The sequence below is a fragment of the Cribrihabitans pelagius genome, assembly GCF_048820915.1.
Classification (GTDB): Bacteria; Pseudomonadota; Alphaproteobacteria; order Rhodobacterales; family Rhodobacteraceae; genus Cribrihabitans_A; species Cribrihabitans_A pelagius.
In genome coordinates this window covers 92,323-116,345 of sequence record NZ_JBMERR010000008.1, presented here as the reverse complement: position 1 = coordinate 116,345, position 24,023 = coordinate 92,323, and the positions used below count along the sequence as shown (strand labels likewise).

The 24,023-nt window shown below is 66.3% G+C and carries 25 protein-coding genes; 14 read left to right on the top strand and 11 right to left on the bottom strand.

Features of this window, described 5'->3' with window-relative positions; all coding sequences use genetic code 11:
• Positions 1-40 precede the first annotated feature (40 nt).
• The gene (locus tag ACOHX0_RS09285; protein ID WP_420676395.1) at positions 41-1,756 is read left to right on the top strand and encodes a bifunctional sulfate adenylyltransferase/adenylylsulfate kinase; all 1,716 of its coding nucleotides are present in this window, start codon (positions 41-43) and stop codon (positions 1,754-1,756) included.
• 134 nt (positions 1,757-1,890) lie between these two features.
• Here the strand turns inward: ACOHX0_RS09285 and ACOHX0_RS09280 are convergent, their stop codons facing one another.
• From ACOHX0_RS09280 to ACOHX0_RS09265, 4 genes are all read right to left on the bottom strand, one after another.
• Complete coding sequence (locus ACOHX0_RS09280; protein WP_420676466.1) at positions 1,891-3,123, bottom strand: class I SAM-dependent methyltransferase; 1,233 nt, start codon at positions 3,121-3,123, stop codon at positions 1,891-1,893.
• 210 nt (positions 3,124-3,333) lie between these two features.
• Positions 3,334-4,218, bottom strand: coding sequence for a PhzF family phenazine biosynthesis protein (locus tag ACOHX0_RS09275; RefSeq protein WP_420676394.1), 885 nt, complete (start codon positions 4,216-4,218; stop codon positions 3,334-3,336).
• A 108-nt stretch (positions 4,219-4,326) separates the two neighbouring features.
• Complete coding sequence (locus tag ACOHX0_RS09270) at positions 4,327-4,551, bottom strand: DUF1150 family protein (protein ID WP_420676393.1); 225 nt, start codon at positions 4,549-4,551, stop codon at positions 4,327-4,329.
• A 5-nt stretch (positions 4,552-4,556) separates the two neighbouring features.
• Positions 4,557-4,970, bottom strand: coding sequence for an Hsp20 family protein (locus tag ACOHX0_RS09265; RefSeq protein ID WP_420676392.1), 414 nt, complete (start codon positions 4,968-4,970; stop codon positions 4,557-4,559).
• Between the two features lie 327 nt (positions 4,971-5,297).
• Between ACOHX0_RS09265 and ACOHX0_RS09260 the strand changes: the two genes are divergently transcribed.
• From ACOHX0_RS09260 to ACOHX0_RS09240, 5 genes are all read left to right on the top strand, one after another.
• Positions 5,298-5,522 carry a YdcH family protein gene (locus ACOHX0_RS09260; RefSeq protein WP_420676391.1) on the top strand — a complete coding sequence of 75 codons (225 nt, stop codon included), beginning with the start codon at positions 5,298-5,300 and terminating at the stop codon, positions 5,520-5,522.
• Between the two features lie 451 nt (positions 5,523-5,973).
• Positions 5,974-6,123, top strand: a complete 150-nt coding sequence (locus tag ACOHX0_RS09255; protein WP_420676390.1) for a hypothetical protein — start codon at positions 5,974-5,976, stop codon at positions 6,121-6,123.
• The gene (locus ACOHX0_RS09250; protein ID WP_420676389.1) at positions 6,120-6,299 is read left to right on the top strand and encodes a hypothetical protein; all 180 of its coding nucleotides are present in this window, start codon (positions 6,120-6,122) and stop codon (positions 6,297-6,299) included. Before ACOHX0_RS09255 ends, ACOHX0_RS09250 begins: the two co-directional genes overlap by 4 nt.
• Before the next feature lie 297 nt (positions 6,300-6,596).
• On the top strand, positions 6,597-7,085 hold the full coding sequence (gene purE, locus ACOHX0_RS09245; RefSeq protein WP_420676388.1) for a 5-(carboxyamino)imidazole ribonucleotide mutase: 489 nt from the start codon (positions 6,597-6,599) through the stop codon (positions 7,083-7,085).
• Positions 7,078-8,154, top strand: coding sequence for a 5-(carboxyamino)imidazole ribonucleotide synthase (locus ACOHX0_RS09240; protein WP_420676387.1), 1,077 nt, complete (start codon positions 7,078-7,080; stop codon positions 8,152-8,154). Before purE ends, ACOHX0_RS09240 begins: the two co-directional genes overlap by 8 nt.
• Before the next feature lie 174 nt (positions 8,155-8,328).
• On the opposite strand, the gene ACOHX0_RS09235 is transcribed toward ACOHX0_RS09240, so the two are convergent.
• From ACOHX0_RS09235 to ACOHX0_RS09210, 6 genes are all read right to left on the bottom strand, one after another.
• Positions 8,329-9,477, bottom strand: a complete 1,149-nt coding sequence (locus tag ACOHX0_RS09235; protein ID WP_420676386.1) for an alpha-D-ribose 1-methylphosphonate 5-triphosphate diphosphatase — start codon at positions 9,475-9,477, stop codon at positions 8,329-8,331.
• The gene (locus ACOHX0_RS09230; RefSeq protein ID WP_420676385.1) at positions 9,474-10,262 is read right to left on the bottom strand and encodes an esterase/lipase family protein; all 789 of its coding nucleotides are present in this window, start codon (positions 10,260-10,262) and stop codon (positions 9,474-9,476) included. Before ACOHX0_RS09230 ends, ACOHX0_RS09235 begins: the two co-directional genes overlap by 4 nt.
• A 41-nt stretch (positions 10,263-10,303) precedes the next feature.
• Complete coding sequence (locus ACOHX0_RS09225) at positions 10,304-11,176, bottom strand: DMT family transporter (protein ID WP_420676384.1); 873 nt, start codon at positions 11,174-11,176, stop codon at positions 10,304-10,306.
• Positions 11,177-11,390: 214 nt separating this feature from the next.
• A complete protein-coding gene (gene groL / locus ACOHX0_RS09220) occupies positions 11,391-13,043 on the bottom strand; it encodes a chaperonin GroEL (protein WP_420676383.1) in 1,653 nt (550 codons plus the stop codon).
• A gap of 60 nt (positions 13,044-13,103) precedes the next feature.
• Positions 13,104-13,391 carry a co-chaperone GroES gene (locus ACOHX0_RS09215; RefSeq protein ID WP_420676382.1) on the bottom strand — a complete coding sequence of 96 codons (288 nt, stop codon included), beginning with the start codon at positions 13,389-13,391 and terminating at the stop codon, positions 13,104-13,106.
• 212 nt (positions 13,392-13,603) lie between these two features.
• The gene (locus tag ACOHX0_RS09210) at positions 13,604-14,275 is read right to left on the bottom strand and encodes a DUF2161 domain-containing phosphodiesterase (protein ID WP_420676381.1); all 672 of its coding nucleotides are present in this window, start codon (positions 14,273-14,275) and stop codon (positions 13,604-13,606) included.
• A 146-nt stretch (positions 14,276-14,421) separates the two neighbouring features.
• Between ACOHX0_RS09210 and ACOHX0_RS09205 the strand changes: the two genes are divergently transcribed.
• The 3 genes from ACOHX0_RS09205 (at position 14,422) to ACOHX0_RS09195 (ending at position 17,463) form a co-directional block, all read left to right on the top strand.
• Positions 14,422-15,417, top strand: a complete 996-nt coding sequence (locus ACOHX0_RS09205) for a TraB/GumN family protein (RefSeq protein ID WP_420676380.1) — start codon at positions 14,422-14,424, stop codon at positions 15,415-15,417.
• Positions 15,418-15,441: 24 nt separating this feature from the next.
• Positions 15,442-16,425, top strand: coding sequence for a TraB/GumN family protein (locus ACOHX0_RS09200; RefSeq protein ID WP_420676379.1), 984 nt, complete (start codon positions 15,442-15,444; stop codon positions 16,423-16,425).
• Between the two features lie 117 nt (positions 16,426-16,542).
• A complete protein-coding gene (locus tag ACOHX0_RS09195; protein WP_420676378.1) occupies positions 16,543-17,463 on the top strand; it encodes a manganese-dependent inorganic pyrophosphatase in 921 nt (306 codons plus the stop codon).
• 297 nt (positions 17,464-17,760) lie between these two features.
• Here the strand turns inward: ACOHX0_RS09195 and ACOHX0_RS09190 are convergent, their stop codons facing one another.
• Positions 17,761-19,572 carry a methyl-accepting chemotaxis protein gene (locus tag ACOHX0_RS09190; RefSeq protein WP_420676377.1) on the bottom strand — a complete coding sequence of 604 codons (1,812 nt, stop codon included), beginning with the start codon at positions 19,570-19,572 and terminating at the stop codon, positions 17,761-17,763.
• 252 nt (positions 19,573-19,824) lie between these two features.
• On the opposite strand from ACOHX0_RS09190, the gene ACOHX0_RS09185 reads away from it, so the two are divergent.
• The 5 genes from ACOHX0_RS09185 (at position 19,825) to ACOHX0_RS09165 (ending at position 23,953) form a co-directional block, all read left to right on the top strand.
• Complete coding sequence (locus ACOHX0_RS09185) at positions 19,825-20,700, top strand: TIGR01459 family HAD-type hydrolase (protein ID WP_420676376.1); 876 nt, start codon at positions 19,825-19,827, stop codon at positions 20,698-20,700.
• A 177-nt stretch (positions 20,701-20,877) separates the two neighbouring features.
• Positions 20,878-21,321, top strand: coding sequence for a MaoC family dehydratase (locus ACOHX0_RS09180; protein ID WP_420676375.1), 444 nt, complete (start codon positions 20,878-20,880; stop codon positions 21,319-21,321).
• A gap of 153 nt (positions 21,322-21,474) precedes the next feature.
• The gene (locus ACOHX0_RS09175) at positions 21,475-22,407 is read left to right on the top strand and encodes a bifunctional riboflavin kinase/FAD synthetase (protein WP_420676374.1); all 933 of its coding nucleotides are present in this window, start codon (positions 21,475-21,477) and stop codon (positions 22,405-22,407) included.
• Positions 22,404-22,919 carry a YcgN family cysteine cluster protein gene (locus tag ACOHX0_RS09170; RefSeq protein WP_420676373.1) on the top strand — a complete coding sequence of 172 codons (516 nt, stop codon included), beginning with the start codon at positions 22,404-22,406 and terminating at the stop codon, positions 22,917-22,919. Before ACOHX0_RS09175 ends, ACOHX0_RS09170 begins: the two co-directional genes overlap by 4 nt.
• Positions 22,919-23,953: a threonine aldolase family protein gene (locus ACOHX0_RS09165; RefSeq protein WP_420676372.1), complete on the top strand. Its 1,035-nt coding sequence runs from the start codon at positions 22,919-22,921 to the stop codon at positions 23,951-23,953. The genes ACOHX0_RS09170 and ACOHX0_RS09165 overlap by 1 nt, the downstream gene beginning before the upstream one ends.
• Positions 23,954-24,023 lie beyond the last annotated feature (70 nt).

Sequence of the window (24,023 nt, the reverse complement as noted above, 5' to 3'; positions counted from 1 at the left end):
CGCCGCCGCGCCCCTTGTGGACAGTGATGAGAGACTTCCCATGACGATGTTGAGCAATTTGGCCCCGATCCCCGAGCTTTACGTATCTTACGACTCTGCGCAGAAACTGAAGGTCGAAGCGGCCAGCCTGAAGAGCCACGACCTGAGCCCGCGCCAGATCTGCGATCTGGAACTTTTGATGAACGGCGGCTTCAACCCGCTGAAGGGATTCCTGTCGGAAGAAGATTACAATGGCGTCGTTGAAGACATGCGCCTGGCCGACGGCACCCTGTGGCCGATGCCGATCACCCTGGACGTGTCCGAAGACTTCGCCGCCTCGCTGGAGGTCGGCGAAGACATCGCGCTGCGCGACCAGGAAGGCGTGATCCTGGCCACCATGACCGTGACCGACAGCTGGACCCCGAACAAGGCGCGCGAGGCCGAGAAGGTCTTTGGCGCCGATGACGATGCGCACCCGGCCGTCAACTACCTGCACAACAGCGCAGGCAAGGTCTACCTGGGCGGTCCCGTGACCGGCATCCAGCAGCCCGTGCACTATGACTTCCGCGGCCGCCGCGACACCCCGAACGAGCTGCGCGCCTACTTCCGCAAGCTGGGCTGGCGCAAGATCGTCGCCTTCCAGACCCGCAACCCGCTGCACCGTGCGCACCAGGAACTGACCTTCCGCGCCGCCAAGGAAGCCCAGGCCAACCTGCTGATCCACCCGGTTGTCGGCATGACCAAGCCGGGCGACGTGGACCACTTCACCCGCGTGCGCTGCTACGAGGCGGTGCTGGACAAATACCCGGCCGCCACCACCTCGATGTCGCTCTTGAACCTGGCGATGCGCATGGCAGGCCCGCGCGAGGCGGTCTGGCACGGGCTGATCCGCGCCAACCACGGCTGCACCCATTTCATCGTCGGCCGCGACCACGCGGGCCCCGGCAAGAACAGCCAGGGCGAAGATTTCTACGGCCCCTATGATGCCCAGGACCTGTTCCGCGAGCACCAAAAGGAAATCGGCGTCGAAATGGTTGACTTTAAGCACATGGTCTATGTGCAGGAGCGCGCCCAGTACGAGCCCAACGACGAGATCGAGGACAAGGACAACGTCACCATCCTCAACATCTCCGGCACCGAATTGCGCCGCCGTCTGTCCGAAGGTCTGGAGATCCCCGAGTGGTTCTCCTTCCCCGAGGTGGTGACCGAGCTGCGCAAGACCAAGCCGCCGCGCTCCAAGCAGGGCTTCACCGTGTTCTTCACCGGCTTCTCCGGCTCCGGCAAATCCACCATCGCCAACGCGCTGATGGTCAAGCTGATGGAGATGGGCGGCCGCCCGGTGACGCTGCTCGATGGCGACATCGTGAGGAAGAACCTTTCGTCCGAGCTGGGCTTCTCGAAAGAGCACCGTGATCTTAACATCCGCCGCATCGGCTATGTCGCCTCCGAGATCACCAAGAACGGCGGCATCGCCATCTGCGCCCCGATCGCGCCCTACGCCACTACCCGCCGCGCAGTGCGCGAGGATGTCGAGCAGTTCGGCGCCTTCATCGAGGTGCATGTTGCCACCACGATCGAGGAATGCGAGCGCCGTGACCGCAAAGGGCTCTACAAGCTGGCGCGTGAAGGCAAGATCAAGGAGTTCACCGGCATCTCCGACCCCTACGACGTGCCCCAGAACCCGGAACTGCGGGTCGAAACCGAAGGCACCGATGTCGACAACTGCGCCCACCAGGTACTGTTGAAGCTGGAAAGCATGGGGCTCATCGCCGGCTGATCCAGACGGTAGCGAGACAAGAACGGCCCGCCGATTGGCGGGCCGTTTTCCGTTTCCAGGCGCGATATGTCCGGTGCCGGCATCCGCCATCACATGGCTGGTCCCCGGAATCCGTCAGCAGTCCATCAGCTTTTCTAATGATAAGAACGGCCTTGGTTTTCGATGCCCTTGGCATATGATGGGCTCCAAATCGCGCTCGCACGTGAGGAAAGACCTTCGCGCGCCCGCGGACGCTGGCCCGCATTCCACGCCCCCAGCATCCAGACCGCAGCATGTTCGGCTTCTTCCATGCGGGGCAGCCAATCGTGCACGGACAGGCTCAACTGGGACGCGTCATGCTGCGCGGTAATCCTCAACCGGTCCCCCGCACCAGCAAATTCCGGACGGTCCAGCAAGAAAGCCGTGCGCCCCCAATGGCCGCCGGTCTCCAATCCGTTTGCCACCAGAATGCCGGGAGCAAGCTGCATCTCAAAACTGACAAAGACCGCATGGGCGGAGCCGGAGGCGGTGCAGGCAAGATCTTCCGTTGTGCGCGCGGGATTGATGTTTGGCCTGGTGAAATCAAACTCGAAAAGCTCGGCCGCCGGGCCCAGGGAGCGCAACTCACTGGCTTCCAGATCGTTTGGCGTCAATTGCGCAATGCTTGCAAAGCGATTAAACGCCCGCAGATCGAACCCTTCCGCCTCTTGCGGCCGCCAGAGGTCCAGAAGTTTTGGGCTTTCGACAAGCTGCGCCATCAGCGTCCCGCGTTCGGGAATTGCCCGTGCGTCCGGCTTGGCCAGCGCACGCATGGCATGGGTGAGCGTCGCAAGCGCCCCTTCGCCAAGCAGAACGGTGTCGACGATTTCCGAGATCACGACATCCGCCGGTCCCGGCATATCCTCCCCGATGACGATATCATGCGACCATTTCGCGATGACCGTGATGCGGTCACTCAGGCCGTTTTCTGCGATCACACGCGCTGCGGCCTCAGCGATTAACGGTTGCTGCTCGCAGGTGTAGACATGCTTGGCACCGGCGCGCGCCGCCAGCATCGCCGTCAGACCGGCACCGCAGCCGATATCCAGAACCACATCGCCCGGCCGCACTTTCGCCGCGATGGCCTTGGCATAGGCGCTGTTGCGCGCCTTGTCGGCAAGCATCGGGAAATGCCAGCGGGGGACGAACATCTGATGCAGCCGTTCTTGCAGCACCTGCGCCTCATGGTGGTGCGGATCCTTGGTGAGAGCCTCCGAAAGGATCTGCGATGTCCGGAGGCCGCCATCGGCCAGAGGTTCCGATTTTGCGAGCTGGACCAGTCTTTCTGCTTCTTGCGCGTCTTGCAGTGGATCGTTTTGCGAAGGCCGGGGCGTCTGTCTTTGGAGCAACTTCTGTTTTTCCTTGTTTTGAAGCAAATGCAGCTCTTGGGACTATTCCCCACACGCGTCTAAGAAATGGTAAAGGGCTAACCTCGGCCCCGCGCTGAATTGCTCAGCACCGCGGTTCGCGCCGGCAAAAGCAGCCAGAAGCCCGGGCACGAAGACCCCGGAGCCAGGTAACCTTCATGGGAATTGCAGGGCGGCGGCGGCCCGTTGGCCTCAGAGGCTTTGCGGCAGGTCCACCGTGCCGCGCATCAGCACAAATCCCTCGCCCGCGACCCGCACGCCCTCGATTTCCTGCGCCGTGCCGATTCGGCTCACGCTGGCCTGGCCGGGGCGGCCCAAACCGTGGCCCTGTTCGGCGATGAACTCGGCCTTGTCCAGCATACCGTGATGCCAGAGGTAGGAGGCCATCGCGCCGGTGGCGGAGCCGGTGAAGGGATCCTCCGGCGGGCTGGGCGGTGCCATAAGGAGGCGCGAGAAAGTATCCCCCGCCCCGGTCGCGCCCTCCAGCGTCACCAGGAAGGGCTCCATCATGTCGATCCCGTCAGCGCCGAGCGAGGCGCCGAGGCGCTGCAGTGCGTCCAGGTTCAGCCGCGCCGCCTCGAGTGCCTTGCGGTTCTTCAGCACAGTGACGCAGAACGGCAGCCCGGTGGAGACCTTGCGCGGCTGGCCCAGGATCGCGTCCTCGGGCAGGGAAACCGCAGCTGCCACCAGCGCCGGATCGGCAAAGGGGCCGAACTCGGGCGCCACCTGCGTCATCTCGATCATGTCCCCGTTCAGCCGCACCGGCACCAGCCCGGCGCCGGTCTCCAGCGTGATTTTGTCCCCTTCGATCAACCCGCGGTCGCGCATCGCCGCTACGGTGGCAAGCGTCGGATGGCCCGCGAAAGGGATCTCGCGGCTGGCGAGGAAATAGCGCACCTTGATATCGGCCGCTTCGGACGGGCCGGTGAAGGTGCATTCGACCAGCGAGGTCTCCCGCACATAGGCGGTGCAGATCTCTTCCGGCAGGCCCGCGCCGCCATGCACCACCGCACATCCGTTGCCGCCAAAAGCCCGGGACGAGAATGCGTCCACCCAATCGAAATCAAACCGTGCCATCACACCCTCCCCGCGTCTTTCCTTCAGGCAGCAAAAAGGCGGGCCTGAGCCCGCCTCGCGCATCTTGTGGAATCGCGGTGCGGCCGTCAATGGGCCGCAGCCGGACCGTCAGTGCACCGGCACCGGCGTGAAATCGTTCTGCCGCGCCAGCACGAATGCCAGGCGGCGGTCGGCGACCAGCGCCAGCTGCCCGCCCTCGGCGTCGTGCACAGCGTAGAAATGCTTCCGGTCGCCTGCCCCTGCCTGCACATCCTTGGGCAGATCGGCTACATCGACCGTCTTCACATAGACGGTCTGCTGTCCGGCATCTTTGAAGTCATACAGTGTGTGCATTGCTCTTACCCCTTTCTGATGTTGATCGTCTGAACCACCGTCTCCGGCCGCGCGCGGGTCAGATCCACGTGCAGCAGGCCGTTTTCCATCACCGCTTCGCCGACTTCCACGCCATCCGCCAGCACGAACATGCGCTGGAACTGGCGGGCGGCGATGCCGCGGTGCAGGAACACCCGCCCGTCGCTGTCGTCGCGCTGGCGGCCGCGGATCACCAGCTGCCGGTCCTCGACAGTGATGGCAATGTCGTCTTCGGCAAAGCCCGCGACGGCCAGGGTGATCCGGTAGGAATGATCGGAGGTCTGTTCGATATTATACGGGGGGTAACCCTCGTTGCCCGACTTGGCCGAGCGTTCCAGGAGGCGTTCCAGCTGCTCGAACCCCAGCATGTGCGGGTAGGAGCCCAAAGTAAGTTTCGACACGTTTCTTCGTCCTTTGTTCGAAAGCGACGGGTGTGTGCGGTCCCGGTTCCGGCGGCCGCTCTTGCAAGAATATGGGAAGTTTCTCCCCGATCACAAGACCATGCGCGCATCTGCGCAGGCGGCGGCGCGAAATTTCCCCAGATGCTGCGCGGGGCTGACCGGCGGTGGCCGGCGCGCCGCCGCAGCGGAGCCCGCCACGCGGCCCCGGCCGGGAAAATCGCGTGCCAAGTGCCGCTTAGCCCCGAATAACGTCCGCCAAGACTAGCCGAACAACCGTTAAGGAAGTATCTTGCCGCTTACCCCATTCATCAGCTTGCAGAGTCGCCCATGAATGCCCCCACCGATATTTCGATGAAGACCGATGAGGTATTGAAGGTTGAGCTGGAAGTTTTCCGCCGTCAGCACCGTGACCTGGACGCGGCAATTTCGGCGCTGGAGGAGCGCGGCACCGGTGATCAGCTCACCATCCGCCGCCTGAAAAAGCAAAAGCTTGTGCTGAAGGACAAGATCGCGCTGATCGAAGACCGGCTGACCCCGGACATCATCGCCTGAGCATCATCCCCGGCGCCCGCCTGCCTGGTGCCGCGCACCGGCCCCGCGGCAGTTCTGCCAGACCCCCGCCCTGCTGCCGTCTGACACCACGGCCGGCCCGGGCAGCGCCGCATTTCCGCGACCGCCGTCCGCGCGATGCGGCCCCAGGTCCTGTCCCGGATTGGTCAAGGCCGGCGTGCGCGGCCAGGCACCGCCGGGCGGTTGCGCCGGGCGCCGGGGGCGGCCACCGCCGCAGCCAGACGAAAAACAGGAACGGGCCCCAAGGTCACGGCAACCAGGCAAGGGGACGCGCCGCCGCTCACGCGGGATGCGGAGATAAGTTTGAACTGAAACAGGCGCGTGCTGGCGCGCAGATACTCTTCGCGGCGTTTGGCGCGCTGGCGCAGGCGCCGCTTCTCACCGGGCTGGACCCCAACGTGGCGCTGATCACCGCGGGTCCGGGCGCGCCGGAATGGAGACCCGTGGCATCCAGGACACCACGCTGGGTGACGGGCCGGGCGACAGGCCGGGCGACGGGCTGGCCACCAGCCCGATGCCGGTGATCGGCGGCATCGTGGACCTGCTCTTCGGCAGGGTGGCCGTGGCGGGGTTTCAGTTTTGACCAAACTGGGCAAGGCGCCGACGAAGGCGCGCAGCCGGGTGATCCTCTCCACCGTGCCGATCATCGGCCTTCGCGGTCTGACGCCGGAATTCGGCGAGGGCTTCACGCTTGCGGGCATTGGCCGCTCCGGCGTCGCAGGCCTGCTCCTGAACCAGGTGCTGCCAAAGGCGCGCTGAGCCGGCGTCCGCCGCGCGCCAGCGCGGCGCCACGCCCAACCGGGCGGCGCGGCAGGTTTCCTGCTGTCCGCACGGGCGGGAGCCCCCCTGCCGGCTGCAGGCGTAAATCCTGCCCGCTGCAGGCACCTCCCCTGCCAAACGCCGCCTGCGTCCAACCCCGGGAATCGCCGCCAACAGGCCCGCAAACCGCCATTCGGCGGATTGCGCAGCAACCCAGTTTCCCTATAGTGCGCGCTCCACTTCCCTGCGGGCCGCGGCCTCCCGCGTTGCGGCGCGCCATGACAGGAGCCGAACCCTATGGCCGAACCACGCGTGGGCATCATCATGGGCAGCCAGTCGGACTGGCCGACCCTCAAGGAAGCCGCCAATATTTTGGATGAACTGGGCGTCGCCTACGAGGCCAAGATCGTCTCCGCCCACCGCACCCCGGACCGGTTGTGGGACTATGGCAAGACCGCGGCCGCGCGCGGGCTGCAGGTGATCATCGCGGGCGCCGGCGGTGCCGCGCATCTGCCCGGCATGGTGGCCTCCAAGACCCGGGTGCCGGTGGTGGGCGTGCCGGTGCAGACCCGGGCGCTTTCGGGGGTCGATTCGCTTTATTCCATCGTGCAGATGCCCAAGGGTTTCCCCGTCGCCACCATGGCCATCGGTGCCGCAGGTGCGGCCAACGCGGGGCTGATGGCAGCGGGTATCCTGGCATTGCAGGACGAAGGTCTGGCTGAGCGGCTGGACACCTGGCGCGCCGCCCTCTCCGCCTCGATCCCGGAGGAGCCGGTCGATGACTGAGATGCTCCCCCCCGGCGCCACCATCGGCATCCTCGGCGGCGGCCAGCTGGGCCGGATGCTCTCGGCCGCGGCCTCCCGCCTCGGCTTCAGGACCCACATCTTCGAGCCGGGCAAGAACCCGCCCGCAGGCGATGTGGCGGCCCGGGTCACCACTGCGGGCTACGAGGACGCCGAGGCATTGGCAGCTTTTGCCGCGTCCGTCGACGTGATCACCTACGAGTTCGAGAACATCCCCACCTCGGCGCTTGACCTGCTGGAAGCGCAGAAGCCGATCCGGCCGGGCCGCGAGGCGCTGCGCATCAGCCAGGACCGGCTGACCGAGAAGACCTTCCTGCGGGACCTCGGCCTCAAGACCGCGCCGTTTGCGGACGTCACCGATCAGGCCAGCCTCGACGCGGCGCTGGCGGAGACCGGCACGCCCGCGATCCTGAAGACCCGGCGGTTCGGCTATGACGGCAAGGGACAGGCGCGGATCATGTCCCCGGAAGACGCGCCCAAGGCGCTGGCCGCGATGGCCGGGGCGCCCGCGGTGCTGGAAGGGTTCGTGGAGTTCAGCCACGAGATCTCGGTCATCGCCGCGCGCAGCCCCAGCGGCGAGATCGCCTGTTATGATCCCGGCGAGAACGTCCACCGCGACGGCATCCTGCACACCACGACGGTGCCCGCGCGACTCAGCAAGGCACAGCGCATGGACGCGGTGCTGATGGCGGGCAAGATCCTGAATGCGCTCGATTATGCGGGTGTGCTTGGGGTCGAGCTTTTTGTCACGCCCGGCGGGCTGATCGTCAACGAGATCGCGCCGCGGGTGCACAATTCCGGCCATTGGACCGGGAACGGCTGCACCGTGGATCAGTTCGAGCAGCACATCCGCGCGGTGGCCGGCTGGCCGCTTGGCGACGGGCAACGCCATTGCGATGTGGTGATGGAAAACCTGATCGGCAGCGACATGGAACGCGTGCCGGAGCTGGCCCGGGAACGGGACTGCGCCCTGCACCTCTACGGCAAGGCGGAGGCCAAGCCGGGGCGCAAGATGGGCCATGTGAACCGCATCGTCCGGCCGCAGGACTGAGACGAGGGGGCGCTGCCCCCGCCGCGGCTGCGCCACGGCTCCCCCGGGGTATTTCGGGCCAGAAAGCAGCGCGCCCGGTTGCTGGCAGGTGGCGAAAGTGAAAGCGGCCCCGCCGGTTTCACGCGCCGCGAAGAGGGCCATCCGGCCAGATGAGCGGGGCTGCCCCCTTGGCTGCTAGGCCAGGAACCGCGCCGCCACATCCCCGGACATATAGCTCACTCGCCCTCCGGACAGGGTGGCGGCGACGCGCAGGCTTTCCTTTTCCAGCACCGCGATATCGGCCCTGAGGCCCGGCGCCAGGCGGCCGCGGTCTGCCAGCCCCAGCACCTGCGCGGGCCCTTCCGAGACCAGCCGCCAGGCCCCTGTCAGGTCCAGAAGGCCCGAGCGCTCCAGCAGCAGCGCCGCACGGCGCGGGCTCGGGTAGTGGTAGTCCGAAGCGAGCGCGTCGCAGAGCCCCATCGCTATCAGCTCCAGAGCCGAGGCGTTGCCCTTGTGCGAGCCGCCGCGCACCACATTGGGGGATCCGAGGATCACCGCATCCCCCGCGGTGTGCGCGGCTTCCGCCGCCTCCGCGGTTTCGGGAAACTCCGCAATGCGCGCGCCTCTGGTCCGCCACAGCGCCCGGTCGTCCGCGGTACGGTCGTCATGGCTGCCCAGCCGCACTTCCTGATCGCTGAGCGACGTGCACAGGGTCTCGAGCGCTGCGGGCAGCTCGTCCCGCCGGGCGTGCATGTCCTTCATCATCTGCCAGTGGACATCCGGGTTGCGGCCCGCCTTCAGCGCCTGGCCGGTCAGCCGCGGCGGCTTTTTCCCCTCGGCCAGCCGCTCGTGCGGCAGGTGATCGTTGAACACCAGGTAGGGCACCTGCCACGCCGCCAGATTGTCCGGCAGCGCCGCATAATGCTCCAGCATGTGGACCTCCAGCCGAAGCTGCGGCAGCAAGTCGGTGACCAAGCTGCCCCGCACGTCCCTGATTGCAGAAAATACTTGAGCGGCAAACTCCGGCCCGCGCAGCCCACCCTCCCAGGAATAGAACTGCGCCAGCACCGCCGTGGTGATGCCATTGGCGGCCAGCTCGGCCTCTGCAGCGGCAACGCCCTCCTCCATCTGTTTCATCGCCCCGCGGCGCGGCGCCAGGTGGCGCTCGAAACCGTCGCCGTGCAGATCGACGATGCCGGGCAGCACCAGATAACCGGAGAGATCCACCCGCCGCCCGGCAGGCGCCCCGGCCACCAGCCCGCCGCCGATGGCAATCTCGCCGCCGCGCTCCAGCCCCTCGGGACGCAGCACGTCGCCGCCCTGCAAGGTCAGCTCCAATGTCATTCCGGCTCTCCTTCGCCGCCCTCGCCGCAGCCGCCTCTCAGCAGGCAGGCCTCGCGGATGATCTCGTCCACCGCGGCCAGCCAGCCTTGCGAGGGCGCAAAGTGGCCCTCCTCCAGGAAATGCAGGGTCTGCGCAATCACCCGCGGATTGTTCATCATGTAGGTATGGGTCACGGGGAGGGTCAGATGCGCCCGCATCCCTGCGACCTTGGTGCTTGCAACAGAGACCTTGCCGTCATCCGGACCCGGGATCAGGTGCGAGAACACCGGGTTAAGGGTCTCGTTCCCGGCAATCACCCCCAGCTCGAACCGCACGGGCGGCAGGCGGCGCGGCAGACTGTCCGCCCCGGTGCCGAGCTGCCCGCCCGCCGGCCCGTGCAGCATGCCAAACAGCGCCCAGTCGCCCATCTCGTCCACCAGCTCGCTGCCCTGGTTGGGCGGCGCCAGCATCACCACACGGCCCAGGTTGCGTGGCCCCTCCCGGCGCAGCCAATGGCGCAGCAGGATGCCGCCCATGGAGTGCGTCACCACATGGGTGCGCGCGCGGCCGCAGGCCTCAAAGGCCCGGGGCAGCACCGTCTGTGCCAGCACCTCCACCGGCGCCTCGGTCGAGGCATAACCAGGCCGCACCACCCGGTAACCGCGCGCCGCCAGCACCTCACCCATCACAGCAAAGGAGGCCTCGCTGCGCGCGAGCCCATGCAGCAGAATCACGCAATCGGCCGCGGCAGGGCGCGGCAGCAGCAGGGCGGCAAGCAGAAACAGGGGAGAAAGACGTGCGATCATGAGCTCCAGATAAGCGCAATCCGGCGCCGGTGGAAGGCCTCTCAGCCCGCGCGGCGGCGGCCGGTGCGCGGGTCCGGCTGCGGCGCCCGCAGGACCACCAGCGCGATGCCGCCCAGCACTGCCGCGGTGCCAAAGACCAGCCGCAGCCCGATCATCTCGCCCAGAAGCGCGGCACCTGCGAGGATCGCGATCACCGGCACGCACAGCTGCACCGTCGCAGCGACCGCCGGCTGCAGCTGCGGCAGAACCCGGTACCACAGCGCGTAGCCCAGCCCGGAAGTCACGGCGCCAGAGACCACCGCCAGCCCCGCGCCCCATAGGCTCCACACCGTCCCGCCGCCCGCAAGCCACACGACGGGCAGCATCAATGCCGAGGCAAACACAAAGTTCACCGAAGTGGCCGCCAGCGGCTCGCGCGAACCGCGGCCGAGGAGGCTGTAGATCCCCCAGCCCAAGCCCGCCGCCGCCATCATCAGGGCCGCCCCGGGCGTAACCGCGCTGCCGCCCGCGGGCCAGACCACATAGGCCAGCCCCAGGAATGCCAGCAGCGCACCCAGCAGCTGTGCCGCACTTGTCGGCGCGCCGCGCAGCATACCCCAGAGGAACATGGTAATCTGCACCACGCCAAACAGGATCAGCGCGCCCAGGCCTGCGTCCAATGCCTCATACGCGATGGAAAACCCCGCGATGTACAGCGTCAGCGCCGCCCCGCCCCCGAGGCTCGTCCGCAAGGGCTGGCGCAGCGGCACCGCGCGCACCCGGCACAGCACCACCAGCATCCCCGCCCCGGAAAGCAGCCGCAAGAGGCCAAAGCCGGTCGCATCCATATGGCCGCTGCCAATCGCCATCCGCGCGAGAATCGAGTTGGCGGCAAAGGCGCACATGGTGAGGGAGACGAGAAGAAAAAGCCGCATGCCACCGGGCTACCGCGGCGCCGAGGCCAGCGCCAGCGATTTCTCCCTGGTCCGCATCCCCCACCCCTCCGTACCGCCCTCGCACCGCCCGCCGCCACTTTCTGACCCGAAATACCCCCGCCGGAGGCAGGCCCGCGCCAGCGGGCCTCTTCGGGTCAAAAAAATGGGGGCCGCCCGAAGGCAGCCCCCAGATCATCCAGCAGGATGGCGGTGATTACATCATGCCGCCCATGCCGCCCATGCCGCCCATGTCGGGCATGCCGCCGCCTGCGCCTGCGCCTTCCTTGGCGGGACGGTCTGCGATCATGGCTTCGGTGGTGATCAGCAGGCCGGCAACCGAGGCCGCGTCTTCCAGAGCGGTGCGGGTCACTTTCGCCGGGTCGATCACGCCGAAGGAGAACATGTCGCCATATTCGTCGGTCTGCGCGTTGTAGCCGAAGTTGTTGTCGGAGGATTCGCGCACCTTGCCGGCAACCACGGCACCGTCAACACCTGCGTTCTCGGCGATCTGGCGCAGCGGCGCCTCAATGGCCTTGCGCACGATGTTGATACCGGCGTTCTGATCGGCGTTTTCACCTTCCAGGCCTTCCAGAGCCTTGCCGGCCTGAACCAGTGCGACACCGCCGCCGACGATCACGCCTTCCTGCACAGCTGCGCGGGTTGCGTTCAGAGCGTCGTCCACACGGTCCTTGCGCTCTTTCACTTCCACTTCGGTCATGCCGCCGACGCGGATCACGGCAACGCCGCCTGCCAGTTTGGCAACGCGTTCCTGCAGCTTCTCACGGTCGTAGTCCGAGGTGGTTTCCTCGATCTGGGTGCGGATCTGGGCGACGCGCGCTTCGATCTCCGCCTTCTCGCCAGCACCGTCGACGATGGTGGTGTCGTCCTTGGTGATCTGAATCTTCTTGGCGGTGCCCAGCATGTCCATGGTCACGGACTCGAGCTTCATGCCCAGATCTTCGGAGATCACCTGGCCGCCGGTCAGGATCGCGATGTCCTGCAGCATGGCCTTGCGGCGGTCGCCGAAGCCCGGTGCCTTCACGGCTGCGATTTTCAGGCCGCCGCGCAGCTTGTTGACCACCAGGGTCGCCAGCGCTTCGCCTTCGACGTCCTCGGCGATGATCAGCAGCGGCTTCTGCGACTGGATCACCTGCTCCAGCAGCGGAACCATCGGCTGCAGGGAGGAGAGTTTCTTTTCGTGCAGCAGGATCATGCAGTCTTCGAGTTCTGCAGTCATCTTGTCGGCGTTGGTCACGAAGTAGGGCGACAGGTAGCCGCGGTCGAACTGCATGCCCTCGACCACGTCGGTCTCGGTTTCCATGCCCTTGTTCTCTTCGACGGTGATGACGCCTTCGTTGCCGACTTTCTGCATCGCGTCCGCGATCTGGCGGCCGATTTCAGCTTCGCCGTTGGCGGAGATGGTGCCGACCTGCGCAACTTCCGCGGAGTCGTTCACCGGGCGCGCCATTTCCTTGATGCCTGCGACGACCTTGGTGGTGGCGAGGTCGATGCCGCGCTTCAGGTCCATCGGGTTCAGGCCGGCTGCAACCTGCTTCAGGCCTTCCTTGACGATCGCCTGGGCCAGAACGGTCGCGGTGGTGGTGCCGTCACCGGCTTCGTCGTTGGTGCGCTGGGCCACTTCCTTGACCATTTGGGCGCCCATGTTCTCGAACTTGTCCTCGAGTTCGATTTCCTTGGCAACCGAGACACCGTCCTTGGTGATGCGCGGTGCGCCGAAGGACTTGTCCAGAACAACGTTGCGGCCTTTGGGGCCCAGGGTCACCTTCACCGCGTCGGCGAGGATGTTCACGCCCTTGAGCATGCGGTTGCGGGCATCGGTGTCGAATTTGACGTCCTTAGCAGCCATAGATCAGTCTCCTTGAGAATACTGTGTTTGTGCGATGGAGGATGTGCCGGAGCGGATCGCTCAGACGATCACACCCATGATGTCGCTTTCTTTCATCATCAGCAGCTCTTCGCCGTCGACGGTGACTTCGGTGCCGGACCATTTGCCGAACAGGATGCGGTCACCCTCTTTCACGGCCATCGCGATCAGCTCGCCGCTGTCCTTGCGCGCGCCTTCGCCGGTGGCGACGACAAGGCCTTCACTCGGCTTTTCTTTCGCGCTGTCGGGGATGATCAGGCCGCCAGCGGTTTTTTCTTCGCTTTCGGTGCGGCGAACCAGCACGCGGTCATGAAGCGGTTTCAATGCCATCTTTGCAGCTCCTTAAAGGCTCAAAGGTTGTTGTCCCTGCGGGCCCGGCACGCTGGCCGGGCCGCGTTATCACTCACGAGGGGTGAGTGCTAACGACCGGGAAGCTAGGAATGGGACCGCGGCTTGTCAACACGGAATCAGCAGAAAAACCGCAAGTCCGCCGCTGCTGTCCGATGCCGCGGCAAACCGTGCCCGGCCGGGCCTGCGCGGCCTCAGGCCTCTTCCCAGCTGCCGGCCCAATGCGCAAGCCCCGCACGGCCTTCGCCGGTGAGCTGATAGATGCCCTTCTCCACCCGCTCGAACCAGCCATAGTGGTTCTTGGCCATTAGCTGGGTGGCGCGGGCGACGCCAGTGGCGCGGGCGACTTCCGCGCCCTTGCAGGCACCTTCAGCGGCCAGATGCGCCGCACAGATAAGCGCGTCCTGGCGGTAGGCGGTGACCAGCCCGTGCCTTGTGGCGCCGCCCGCGTTGGGATCGCCGCGCAGGCTTGCAAACTCGCGCAAGAGCCGGGCCTGCTTCTTCTTCGACTTGCGCGGCGCATAAGGCCCGGGATCGCAATGCACCTCCGCCCGCCCGTCCGCGAGCACGGTGATCAGCCCCAGGCCCAGCCTCCGGCAGAGCGCCAGATTGTCCTTCAGCATCCGCCGCGCCTGCCGCCCGCCGGGCCGCGGCACCGCGATATAGACGTGATCGGTGACCGGAAGCCGGGCAATTGCCTGATGGAACAGCGACAGCGAGAACTTCAGCTTCAGTTCCACGATTACCGGCGGCTCGGCGCCGCGGCAGGCCACCACATCGGCGGCGCCGACCTCGCCCTTGACAGTGTAGCCCTGCGCCTCAAGCAGCGCCTTCACCGGCGCATAAAGCTGATCTTCCCGCTGCATGCCGCCATCACTGGCAGGAAGCCGCGGCAAAGACAACCGGCGCGGCTGCTGCTGCGGCGTTTCCCGTTGCCCGGGGGCGGCGCAGGGCCTAAAGCTGGTATTCCCGGACCACCTGAAGTGGTCCCGGACCACGCGAAGGGGCCGACATGACACGGATTCTGCTGCTGCTTGCGCTTTTACTGCAGGCCAGCGCCGGATATGCCGCCTGCCGCGGCGCCGACTTCCGCGACCAGCTCACTCCGGCGGCGCAGGAACGGCTGGCCAGCGAGATGGCCGCCACTCCCTTTGCCGTGGGCAACCATTGGGTCGCCCGCAATGGCGCGCGCTCGATCCACGTGATCGGCACCATGCACGGCGGCGACGCCCGCATGGGGCGGGTGATGCGCACCCTGCGCCCTGTGCTGAACAAGGCCGGCGCCATTTACCTGGAAACCTCGCGCGCCGAGCTTGAGCGCTACAACGCCAACCCCACCCGCTTTGCCGGCCGCTTCCTCCTGCCGCGCGGCCAGGAACTGCGGCGGCTGGTCTCGCCGCTCAGCTGGGAGCGCTTCGTGATCTTCGCCCGCATCAGCGGCACCGACCTGGAGCTGTTGAACCGGATGCAGCCCTGGGCGGTGTCGATGTTCCTGATCCAGAGCGGCTGCCGCCCCTACGGCTTTGGCACAAGGCGCGGGCTGGACGACCGCATCGCCGGTCACGCCCGGCGCAAGCGCATCCCGCTGGGCGCGCTGGAAACCGTCGGCGACGGGCTGAAGGCGCTGTCGGAGCTGCCGCTGCGCGAGCAGGCAAAGATGCTGGACCTCGAGCTGCAGCTCCTGCACTCCGACAAGCCCGAGGACGCCACCCCGGTGGAGGCCTATTTCGACGAAAGCGTCTGGAGCGCCTTCATCCTCGCTCCCTGGGTCAACGCGCAGTTCACCGGCATGCCCGCGGCTGAGGTCGCGCGTCTGTGGCGGCTGAACAACCGCCACCTGCTGGAGCAGCGCAACAAGCGCTGGCTGAAGCCGATCCTCGCCGCCCGGCACGAAACCATCGTGGTTGCAGTGGGGGCTGCGCATCTGCCCGGGCGCCATGGCATCCTGAACCTTTTGCAGAACCACGGCTTCCGCCTCACCCGCGCCCCCTGGCAGCCCGGCCGCTGACATGTCCGATCAAGGGGTGCCCCGATGCGAATCCTTCTGAGCCTGATCTTCTTCCTTCTGCCCGCAGTCCTCTGGGCGGCCTGTTCCGGCACTGACCTGCGTATGAACCTCAGCCCCGCGGAACGCGCCGGCATCAGCGCCCGCGTTGCCGCCCTCCCCTACGGCGAAGGCAACCACTGGATCGCCCGGCGCGGGGAGCGCCGCGTGCATGTGATCGGCACACTTCACCTGAACGACCCGCGCATGGAGCCGCTCACCGCCCGGCTCGCCCCGGTGATCGAAGGCGCCGATGCGCTGCTGATCGAGGCCGATGCTGACGCCGAGGCCGCGTTTCTCGAAACGCTGGCGCGCGACCCGTCGCTGACGCTTATCACCGAAGGCCCCTCGCTGATCGACCGGCTGCCCGCGGCAGACTGGCAGGCGCTGGCGGCAAAAGCCCGCCGCCACGGCATCCCGCCTTGGATGGCCGCCAAGATGCAGCCCTGGTTCTTGTCCGTCAGCATGGCGGTGCCGCCCTGCCTGCGCGCCCCCGGCTCGGCGCCTGAACCTGGACTCGACAAGCGGCTGGAAGCCCGGGCCCGCGCCGCCGCAGTTCCGGTCGCGGCACTGGAAGACCCGCTCACGCTCCTGGCTCTCATGGCCTCCGATCCGCTGGACCAGCAGGTGCGCGAGCTGCGCGCGATGCTGGCGCTGCTGGGCACCGATGGCGATGCCTTCCGCACGATGACCGAAAGCTACTTTGACGAGCAGGCCGCATTTTTCCTGGAGCTGAACCGGCGCGATTTCCTAGCACAGGGAACCCTGCCCCGGCCTGAACTGGAGGCGATGTGGCAGAAGACGCTGACCGGACTGACCGGCCGGCGCAACCGCGCCTGGCTTCCGGTGATCGAGGCCACCCGGGGCAAGCGCATCGTGGTGGCGGCCGGCGCGCTGCATCTGCCCGGGGAAAACGGCCTGTTGAACCTGCTGGCGCAGGCGGGCTACAGCCTGAAGCGCGCGCCCTTCTGAACCCGCCGCGGCCCAAGGCCGCCCGTGCAGCACCGGCGGGGTGACAAGCCTTCCGCCCGCGCCTATAAGGCGCCCAAACCTCCCCTATCGCGACTCATTTCACGGACAGGACCCGCCATGACCATTCAAGTTTTCGGCCACAAATCGCCCGACACAGACTCCACCGGCTCCCCGATCATCTGGGCCTGGTACCTGAACGAGGTGCAGGGCCAGAAGGCCGAAGCCGTGCTGCTGGGCGAACCCAACACCGAAGCCGCCTTCATGCTGGAGCGCTGGGGCTTTGAGAAGCCCGCCATCATCGAAGACGTGGCTGACGGCGCGCCGGTGGTTATCGTGGACACCAACAACCCCGCCGAGCTGCCCGCGAACATCAACGGCGCCGACGTGCAGGCGATCATCGACCACCACAAGCTGGTCGGCGGCCTGGAAACCAAGGGCCCGATCGACATCACCATCCGCCCGCTGGCCTGCACTGCCACCATCATGCATGACCTGATGGGCGAAGATGCCGCCCGCATGCCCCAGGCCATCAAGGGCGCGGCGCTGACCTGCATCCTCTCCGACACGCTGGAATTCCGCTCGCCGACCACCACCCCGCACGACAAGGCGGTGGCCGAACAGCTGGCCGCCGATCTGGGCATCTCCATCGCCGTTTATGCGGCCGAGATGTTTGCCGCGAAGTCGGATGTCTCCTCCTTCTCGGACGCCGAGCTGATCCGCATGGATTCCAAGGAATATGCCGTCGAGGGCACCAAGTTCCGCGTCTCGGTGCTGGAAACCACCGCGCCGGGCGTGGTGCTGGACCGCAAGGCCTCGCTGATGGAGGCGATGGGCACCGTGGCGCAGGAAGACGGCGTCGACCAGGTGCTGCTCTTCGTGGTCGACATCCTGAAGGAAGAAGCCACCCTGCTGGTGCCGAACGATCTGGTGAAGGCAGTGGCGCAGAACTCCTTCGGTGCCGAGGCGCAGGGAGACACCGTGGTGCTGCCCGGCATCATGTCGCGCAAAAAGCAGATTATCCCCAACCTCAAGCTGTAACTGCGCAGCCCGGGCAGCAGCGCCCGTCATCTCAGTGCTCTGCCATCCGCGACAGTCAGGCGCCCCCTTCCGGGGCGCCTTTTCTTTTGGCTGGCGTTTCTTTTACTTGCCCGGTCTCGCTGATTTCCGGCCTTTTGCGCCGGCCGCAGCCGCTAGGCGCACTCCGATGGGGACCCTTTCTTGCCGCTCAGACAGCGGTCAGTCCGCGGTCAGCCGGCGGCGCCCTCCCCGCGCCACGGGATTCCCGGCGGCGCGGAGAGGGCAAAGGGGCCACCGCGCCGCCCCCCAGGCGCGTCCTCAGGCGGATTGCGCCAGGGGCCGGCCATCAAAGGTGCCGTCCCCGGGATGCGCGAGGGCCGGCGGCCGGCTCCGGTTCTGACCCTTGTGCTGCCCCTGGGCAGCGGAACTTCTCAAGGTGAACTGGCCGACCAGCGAGCTAAGCGTCGTGGTTTCCGAGTTCATCAGCCGGATCGCCGCGCCGGCCTGCTCGACCATCGCAGCGTTCTGCTGCGTCACCGAGTCGAGCTGCGAGACGCCAATGTTGATCTCGTTCAGCCCCTGCGCCTGCTCCGCCGATTCGGAGGAGATGCCGGAAACCAGTTCCGCGATGCTGGCGACCTGGGTGACCACCGCGGAAAGCGCCTTGCCCGCACCGTCCACTTTCTCCACGCCCTCTTCGACGTTCTTGGAGCTGGCGCCGATCAAGGTCTTGATCTCCCCGGCCGCATCCGAGGAGCGCTGCGCCAGCGCCCGTACTTCGGAGGCCACCACCGCAAAACCGCGGCCGACCTCGCCCGCCCGGGCGGCCTCGACCCCGGCGTTGAGCGCCAGGAGGTTGGTCTGGAAGGCAATATCGTCGATCACGCCGATGATCTGGGAGATCTGATCGGAGGATTTCTCAATCTCGTTCATCGCCGCGATTGCGCCTTCGACCACGCGGCCGCTGTGCTCCACATCGTTGCGGGCGGTTTCTACGGCTTCCTCCACCTGCCGGGCGTTGGTGGCGGAGCTGTTGACGCTGACCGTCATCTGCTCCAGCGCCGCGGCGGTCTGCTCCAGCGTGGCGGCCTGGCTTTCGGTCCGCGCCGACAGATCGTCGGAGGCGGACTGGATTTCACCGGACTGGACCTGGATGCCCTGGCTGGCCTGCACCACCTGCGACAGCAGCTCGTTCAGCTTGTCGACGGTTTCATTGTAGTTTTCCCTCAGCGCTTCGTAGCCGCCGGTGAAGGCCGTCTCGATCCGGGCGCTGAAATCGCCCGCGGACAGCTGCTGCAAACCGCGGCGCAGCCGGTCGATCACCTGCTCGCCTTCGGCGCGCAGCGCGTTCTGCTCCTCCAGCGCCTTGATCACCCGGCCCGACACGGCATCGATGTCCCTGGCGATCTCCCCGAAGTCATCGGCGCGCATGCGGTCGGCGATCCGGATCTTGAAGTCGCCCTCGGCCACGTCATGCAGCGCCTCGCGCAGGCGGCCGATCGGCTTGGTGATGGTCTGGGTCACCTTGTGCGCATTGTACATCATCAGCGCCACGGCTGCCGCGGAGAACCCGAGCAGCGTGTACAGCAGCTGCATGTCATGCGCGCGTGCTGCCTCCGCGGTTTCCTTGGCAGAGGATTTTATCTTCTTGCCAAGCGGTTCCAGCGCGACCTCGAGCGCGTCATACTGCTGCTGGAAAGCGGGCAGCGCGGCCAGCGCCGCCTGGGTGTCGCTGAAGGCAAGCTTGGCGACCTTCTCCCCCTCGGTGATGAAGGCCTCCATGATCGGGGCCAGGGCCACCACCATCTGGCGGATATCGGGCTCCAGATCCATCTTCTGCAGCTCTTCCACCGAGCGGCGGAAGGTTGCCGTGTCTACTTCCAGCTTGGCCTTGATCGTCTTCTGCTTGGCGGCAGAACCATCGGGTCCGATCAGGATGCCATAGACCACTTCCGCCTCGATGGCGTCATGCATCATGTCTGCGGTCAACTCGTGCCGGACGGCCTCGGTCACGTTGATTTGCCTCTCAAGCTCCAGCTCGCTCTGCCAGAGGCTGTATACCGACAAAGCCGCGAGGATCACGGTGGCCAAGATAGAAACCACGCCTGAGACGATCAGCCGGGTTTTCATGGGTATGGTTCGGAACATCGCAAAAACGCCACATGATTGTTAAAGGGACAGATACTCACAACCATTGAGACGCATGAAGTCTGAAAAACTGGTGTAAGCCATGCTTTATTTCGACCAATATTCGCTCAAAAGTTGTGCAATCGGGCCCCTCTGGAGTCCTCGCACGGGCCGCGGCGGCCCGCGTGCGGCTGGTCAAGACCTGCGCGCTCTGCCATAGCTGGGCGAGTTGAAGCTTTCGCGAAAGACCCCGCCATGGCACAGATCATCGAGTCCCTGTCCGACGTCTCCGGCCGCTACAAGGCGCTGTTCGTGGATCTATGGGGCTGCGTCCACAACGGCATCACCGCCTACCCGGAGGCGGTTGCCGCCTTGCAGCGTTACCGCGCGGCGGGCGGCATCGTTGTGCTGCTGACCAACTCGCCGAAGCCGCGGGCGGGCGTGGCAGAGCAGCTCAGCCAGTTCGGCGTGCCGCAGGATGCCTATGACACCATCGCCACCTCCGGCGACTCCGCGCGCGCCGCGATGTTTACCGGCGCGGTCGGCAACAAGGTCTATTTCATGGGCGAATGGCAGCGCGATGCCGGCTTCTTCGAGCCGATGCATATTATCGAGAACCCGGCGGAGATCACCCGCGTGCCGCTGAAGGAGGCCGAGGGCATCGTCTGCTGCGGCCCCTTCGACCCGCAGGCCGACCCGGATGTGAACCGGCCCGATTTCCTTTATGCCAAGCAGATGGGGCTGAAGCTCTTGTGCGCCAACCCCGATATCGTGGTGGACCGGGGGGAGACGCGGGAGTGGTGCGCGGGCGCGCTGGCACGGCTTTATACCGAGATGGGCGGCGAGAGCCTCTATTTCGGCAAGCCGCATCCGCCGGTCTATGACCTGGCCCGCCGCCGCCTGGCCGAGATTGGCGCCGAGACCTCCGATGGCGAGATCCTGGCGGTCGGCGATGGGCCGCATACCGACATCGCGGGCGCCATGGGGGAGGGGATCGATTCCCTCTTCATCACCGGCGGGCTGGCAGCTGCGGAAACCAGAACTTCCAAGCAGCCGGACCCGGCCGCGCTGGCGGCCTACCTAAAGAAGGAGCAGTCCGCGCCCACCTATGCCATTGGTTTTTTGCGGTAAAACCCGCTTGCCCGGCGGTGCGCGCCGCCTGCCCCTCACCTAGCCTGCTCTGGCCCCGCCCCTTCGGCGGGGCTTTTTCATGCAGAAAGGGCTTGATTTTCTGCAACTGCAAAGTAATAAAGTTGCGTAGCCAGCGCCAATCGCGCTGGAAAATTACACACCCGGCGGGAGGGGCAAATGCTGGACAACATGCCGCGCGGAACCATCTGTATCGAAGACATCGAGATGGGCATGGTGCGCTACCTGCGCAAAACCATCACCGATGAGGACATCCAGATGTTCGCCACTGTCTCCACCGACCGCAACCCGGTGCATCTGGACGACGACTATGCCCGCGACACGATCTTCGAGGGCCGGATCGCGCATGGCATGCTGACCGCGGGGCTGATCTCGGCAGTGATCGGCGAGCAGCTGCCCGGGCATGGCACCATCTACATGAGCCAGTCGCTGAAATTCCTCGCCCCCGTGCGCCCTGGCGACATGGTGCTGGCCGAGGTTGAGGTGACCGGCATCGAGGTCGGCAAGCGCCGGGTCAAGCTGGACTGCCGCTGCATGGTGGACGGCAAGAAGGTCCTGGTGGGTGAGGCCATGGTGATGGCACCCTCGCGCAAGTTCGACTGAGGCGGCCCGTTTATCCGAGCCTCCTCCTTCAGCGGCCCCTGGCCCCGCCGGGACCGCCACCTGCCAGCCCGCTATCAACGCGCGCTTCAGTCACCCGCAACGGAATACGCCTGCCCGCTTGAACCGCCGCCGCCTTGGCGCTACGGATGCGCCATGCGTATCGTCAGAGACCACCAATACGTCGAACCGCAGGACCGCGGCGCCACCGTTGCCATCGGCAATTTCGATGGCGTTCACCGCGGCCACCAGTCGGTGATCGAACTCGCCCGCAAGGCGGTGCCCGGCGCGCCCTTGGGGGTGATGACCTTCGAGCCGCACCCGCGCGAGTTCTTCGCGCCGGGCACCGCCCCGTTCCGGCTGATGCGCGCCGAGACCCGCGCCCACCGGCTGGAGAAGCTTGGGGTTGAGAGGCTTTATGAGCTGAACTTCAACACCGCATTGTCGAGCCTCACCCCCGAGGAGTTCGCCCGCGACGTGATCGCCGTAGGCCTCGGCCTTGCGCATGTCGTGGTGGGCGCCGATTTCTGTTTCGGCAAGGGCCGCGCGGGCGATACCGCAGACCTGGAACGCTTTGGCAAGAAATACGGTTTTGGCGTCACCATCGCGCCGCTGATGGAATACTCTGAACACGCTGTCTCTTCCACTGCGATCCGCACCGCGCTGAGTGAGGGCCGCCCCCGCGACGCCAAGGAGATGCTGGGGCATTGGCACCGGATCGAAGGCGTGGTGATCGGCGGCGAGCAGCGCGGCCGCGAGCTGGGCTTTCCCACCGCCAACATGTCGATCGAAGGCCTGCATCAGCCGCGCTTTGGGGTCTATGCAGTGCTGGTCGATGTGCTCGACGGACCGCATGCGGGCAGCTACCACGGCGCCGCCTCCATCGGAGTGCGGCCGATGTTCGGCGGCGAGGTGCCCAATATCGAAACCTACCTCTTCGACTTCTCCGGCGACCTCTACGGCGCGACGCTGTCTGTTGGGCTGGTCGACTTCCTGCGCCCGGAGCTGACCTTTGACGGGTTGGAAGCATTGATCGCCCGCATGGAGGCCGACTGCGCCGAAGCCCGCGAAATCCTGGCAGCGCTATGACTTGCCGCAAGCCCAAGCCCCATCGCCAGTCTGAGCCCCGGAGCGAAGACGTGATCGACCGCACCGGCCTCACTCCCCGCTTCTGGGAGAAGAAGCCGCTTGCCAAGCTCAACCAGCGCGAATGGGAAGCGCTGTGCGACGGCTGCGGCAAATGCTGCCTCAACAAGCTGGAGGACGAGGACACCGGCGAGGTCGCGCTCACCCGGGTGGCCTGCCGCCTGCTGGACGACGCCACCTGCCGCTGCGCGCAATACCCGATCCGCCACCAGTTCGTGCCGGAATGCATCGTGCTGAAGCCGGAGAACCTCGACACCCACGCCTACTGGATGCCGGAGACCTGCGCCTACCGGCTCCTCTGGGAGGGCAAGCCGCTGCCCAAGTGGCACCCGCTGCTGACCGGCACGCCGGAGAGCGTGCATGAAGCCGGCGTGTCTGTGCGCGGCTGGACCGTCTCCGAATTCGAGATTTCCGAAGAGGAATGGGAAGATCACATAATCGAGGAGCCAACCTGATGCATTTCGCCTCTGACAATTCCGGCCCGGTGCCGCAGCCGATCCTGGACGCGCTGGCCCGCGCCAATCAGGGCTATGCCATGGGCTATGGCGCCGATCCGGAGATGGCGGAAGTCACGGCCAAAATCCGCGAGATCTTCGAGGCGCCGGAGGCCGCGGTCTACCTGGTCGCCACCGGCACCGCCGCCAACGTGCTGGCGCTGTCGACGCTGGCGCAGCCCTGGCAGACGATCTTCTGCACCGGGCCAGCGCATATCAACATGGACGAATGCAACGCGCCCGAATTCTACACCGGCGGCGCCAAGCTGACCCTCGCCACCACCGCCGACAAGATGACCCCCGCTGATCTGCGCCGCGCCATCGAGGGCGAGGAGACCCGCGGCGTGCACGGGCCACAGCGCGGGCCAGTGTCGATCACCCAGGTGACCGAGTTTGGCACCGTCTATTCCCTGGATGAGCTTCAAGGCCTCTGCGCGTTGGCGGCTGAGCACGATCTGCCGGTGCATCTGGATGGCGCCCGCTTTGCCAATGCGCTGGTGGCGCTTGGCTGCACGCCCGCGGAGATGACCTGGAAAGCCGGTGTCAGCGCGGTCTCCTTCGGCGGCACCAAGAACGGCTGCCTCGGCGTGGAGGCGGTGATCTTCTTTGACCCCGCCCGCGCGCAGGAGTTCGAATACCGCCGCAAGCGCGGCGCGCATCTGTTCTCCAAGCACCGCTACCTGTCGGCGCAGATGCTGGCCTATCTGAGCGATGATCTCTGGCTGGACAATGCCCGTACCGCCAACGCCAATTGCGCCGCACTGGCCGAGGGGCTGCGCCAGGCCGGGGCCGAGTTCAGCCACGCGCCCCAGGCCAACATGATCTTTGCCGCCCTGCCCCGCAGCACCCACAGGCGGCTCTTCGAGGCCGGCGCCGTCTATCACCTCTGGGACGGCGGCCTGGACGGCCCCGGCGATGAGTTGGTGACCGCGCGCTTTGTCTGCGACTGGTCGATATCCCGCGCGCAGATCAGCGAATTCATCGCGCTGCTTTGAGGACAGCGTCCGAGCGCCCCCCAATGGAGAAAGACCGGCGCCGGGCGCCGGTCTTTTTTGTTGGAGCGCC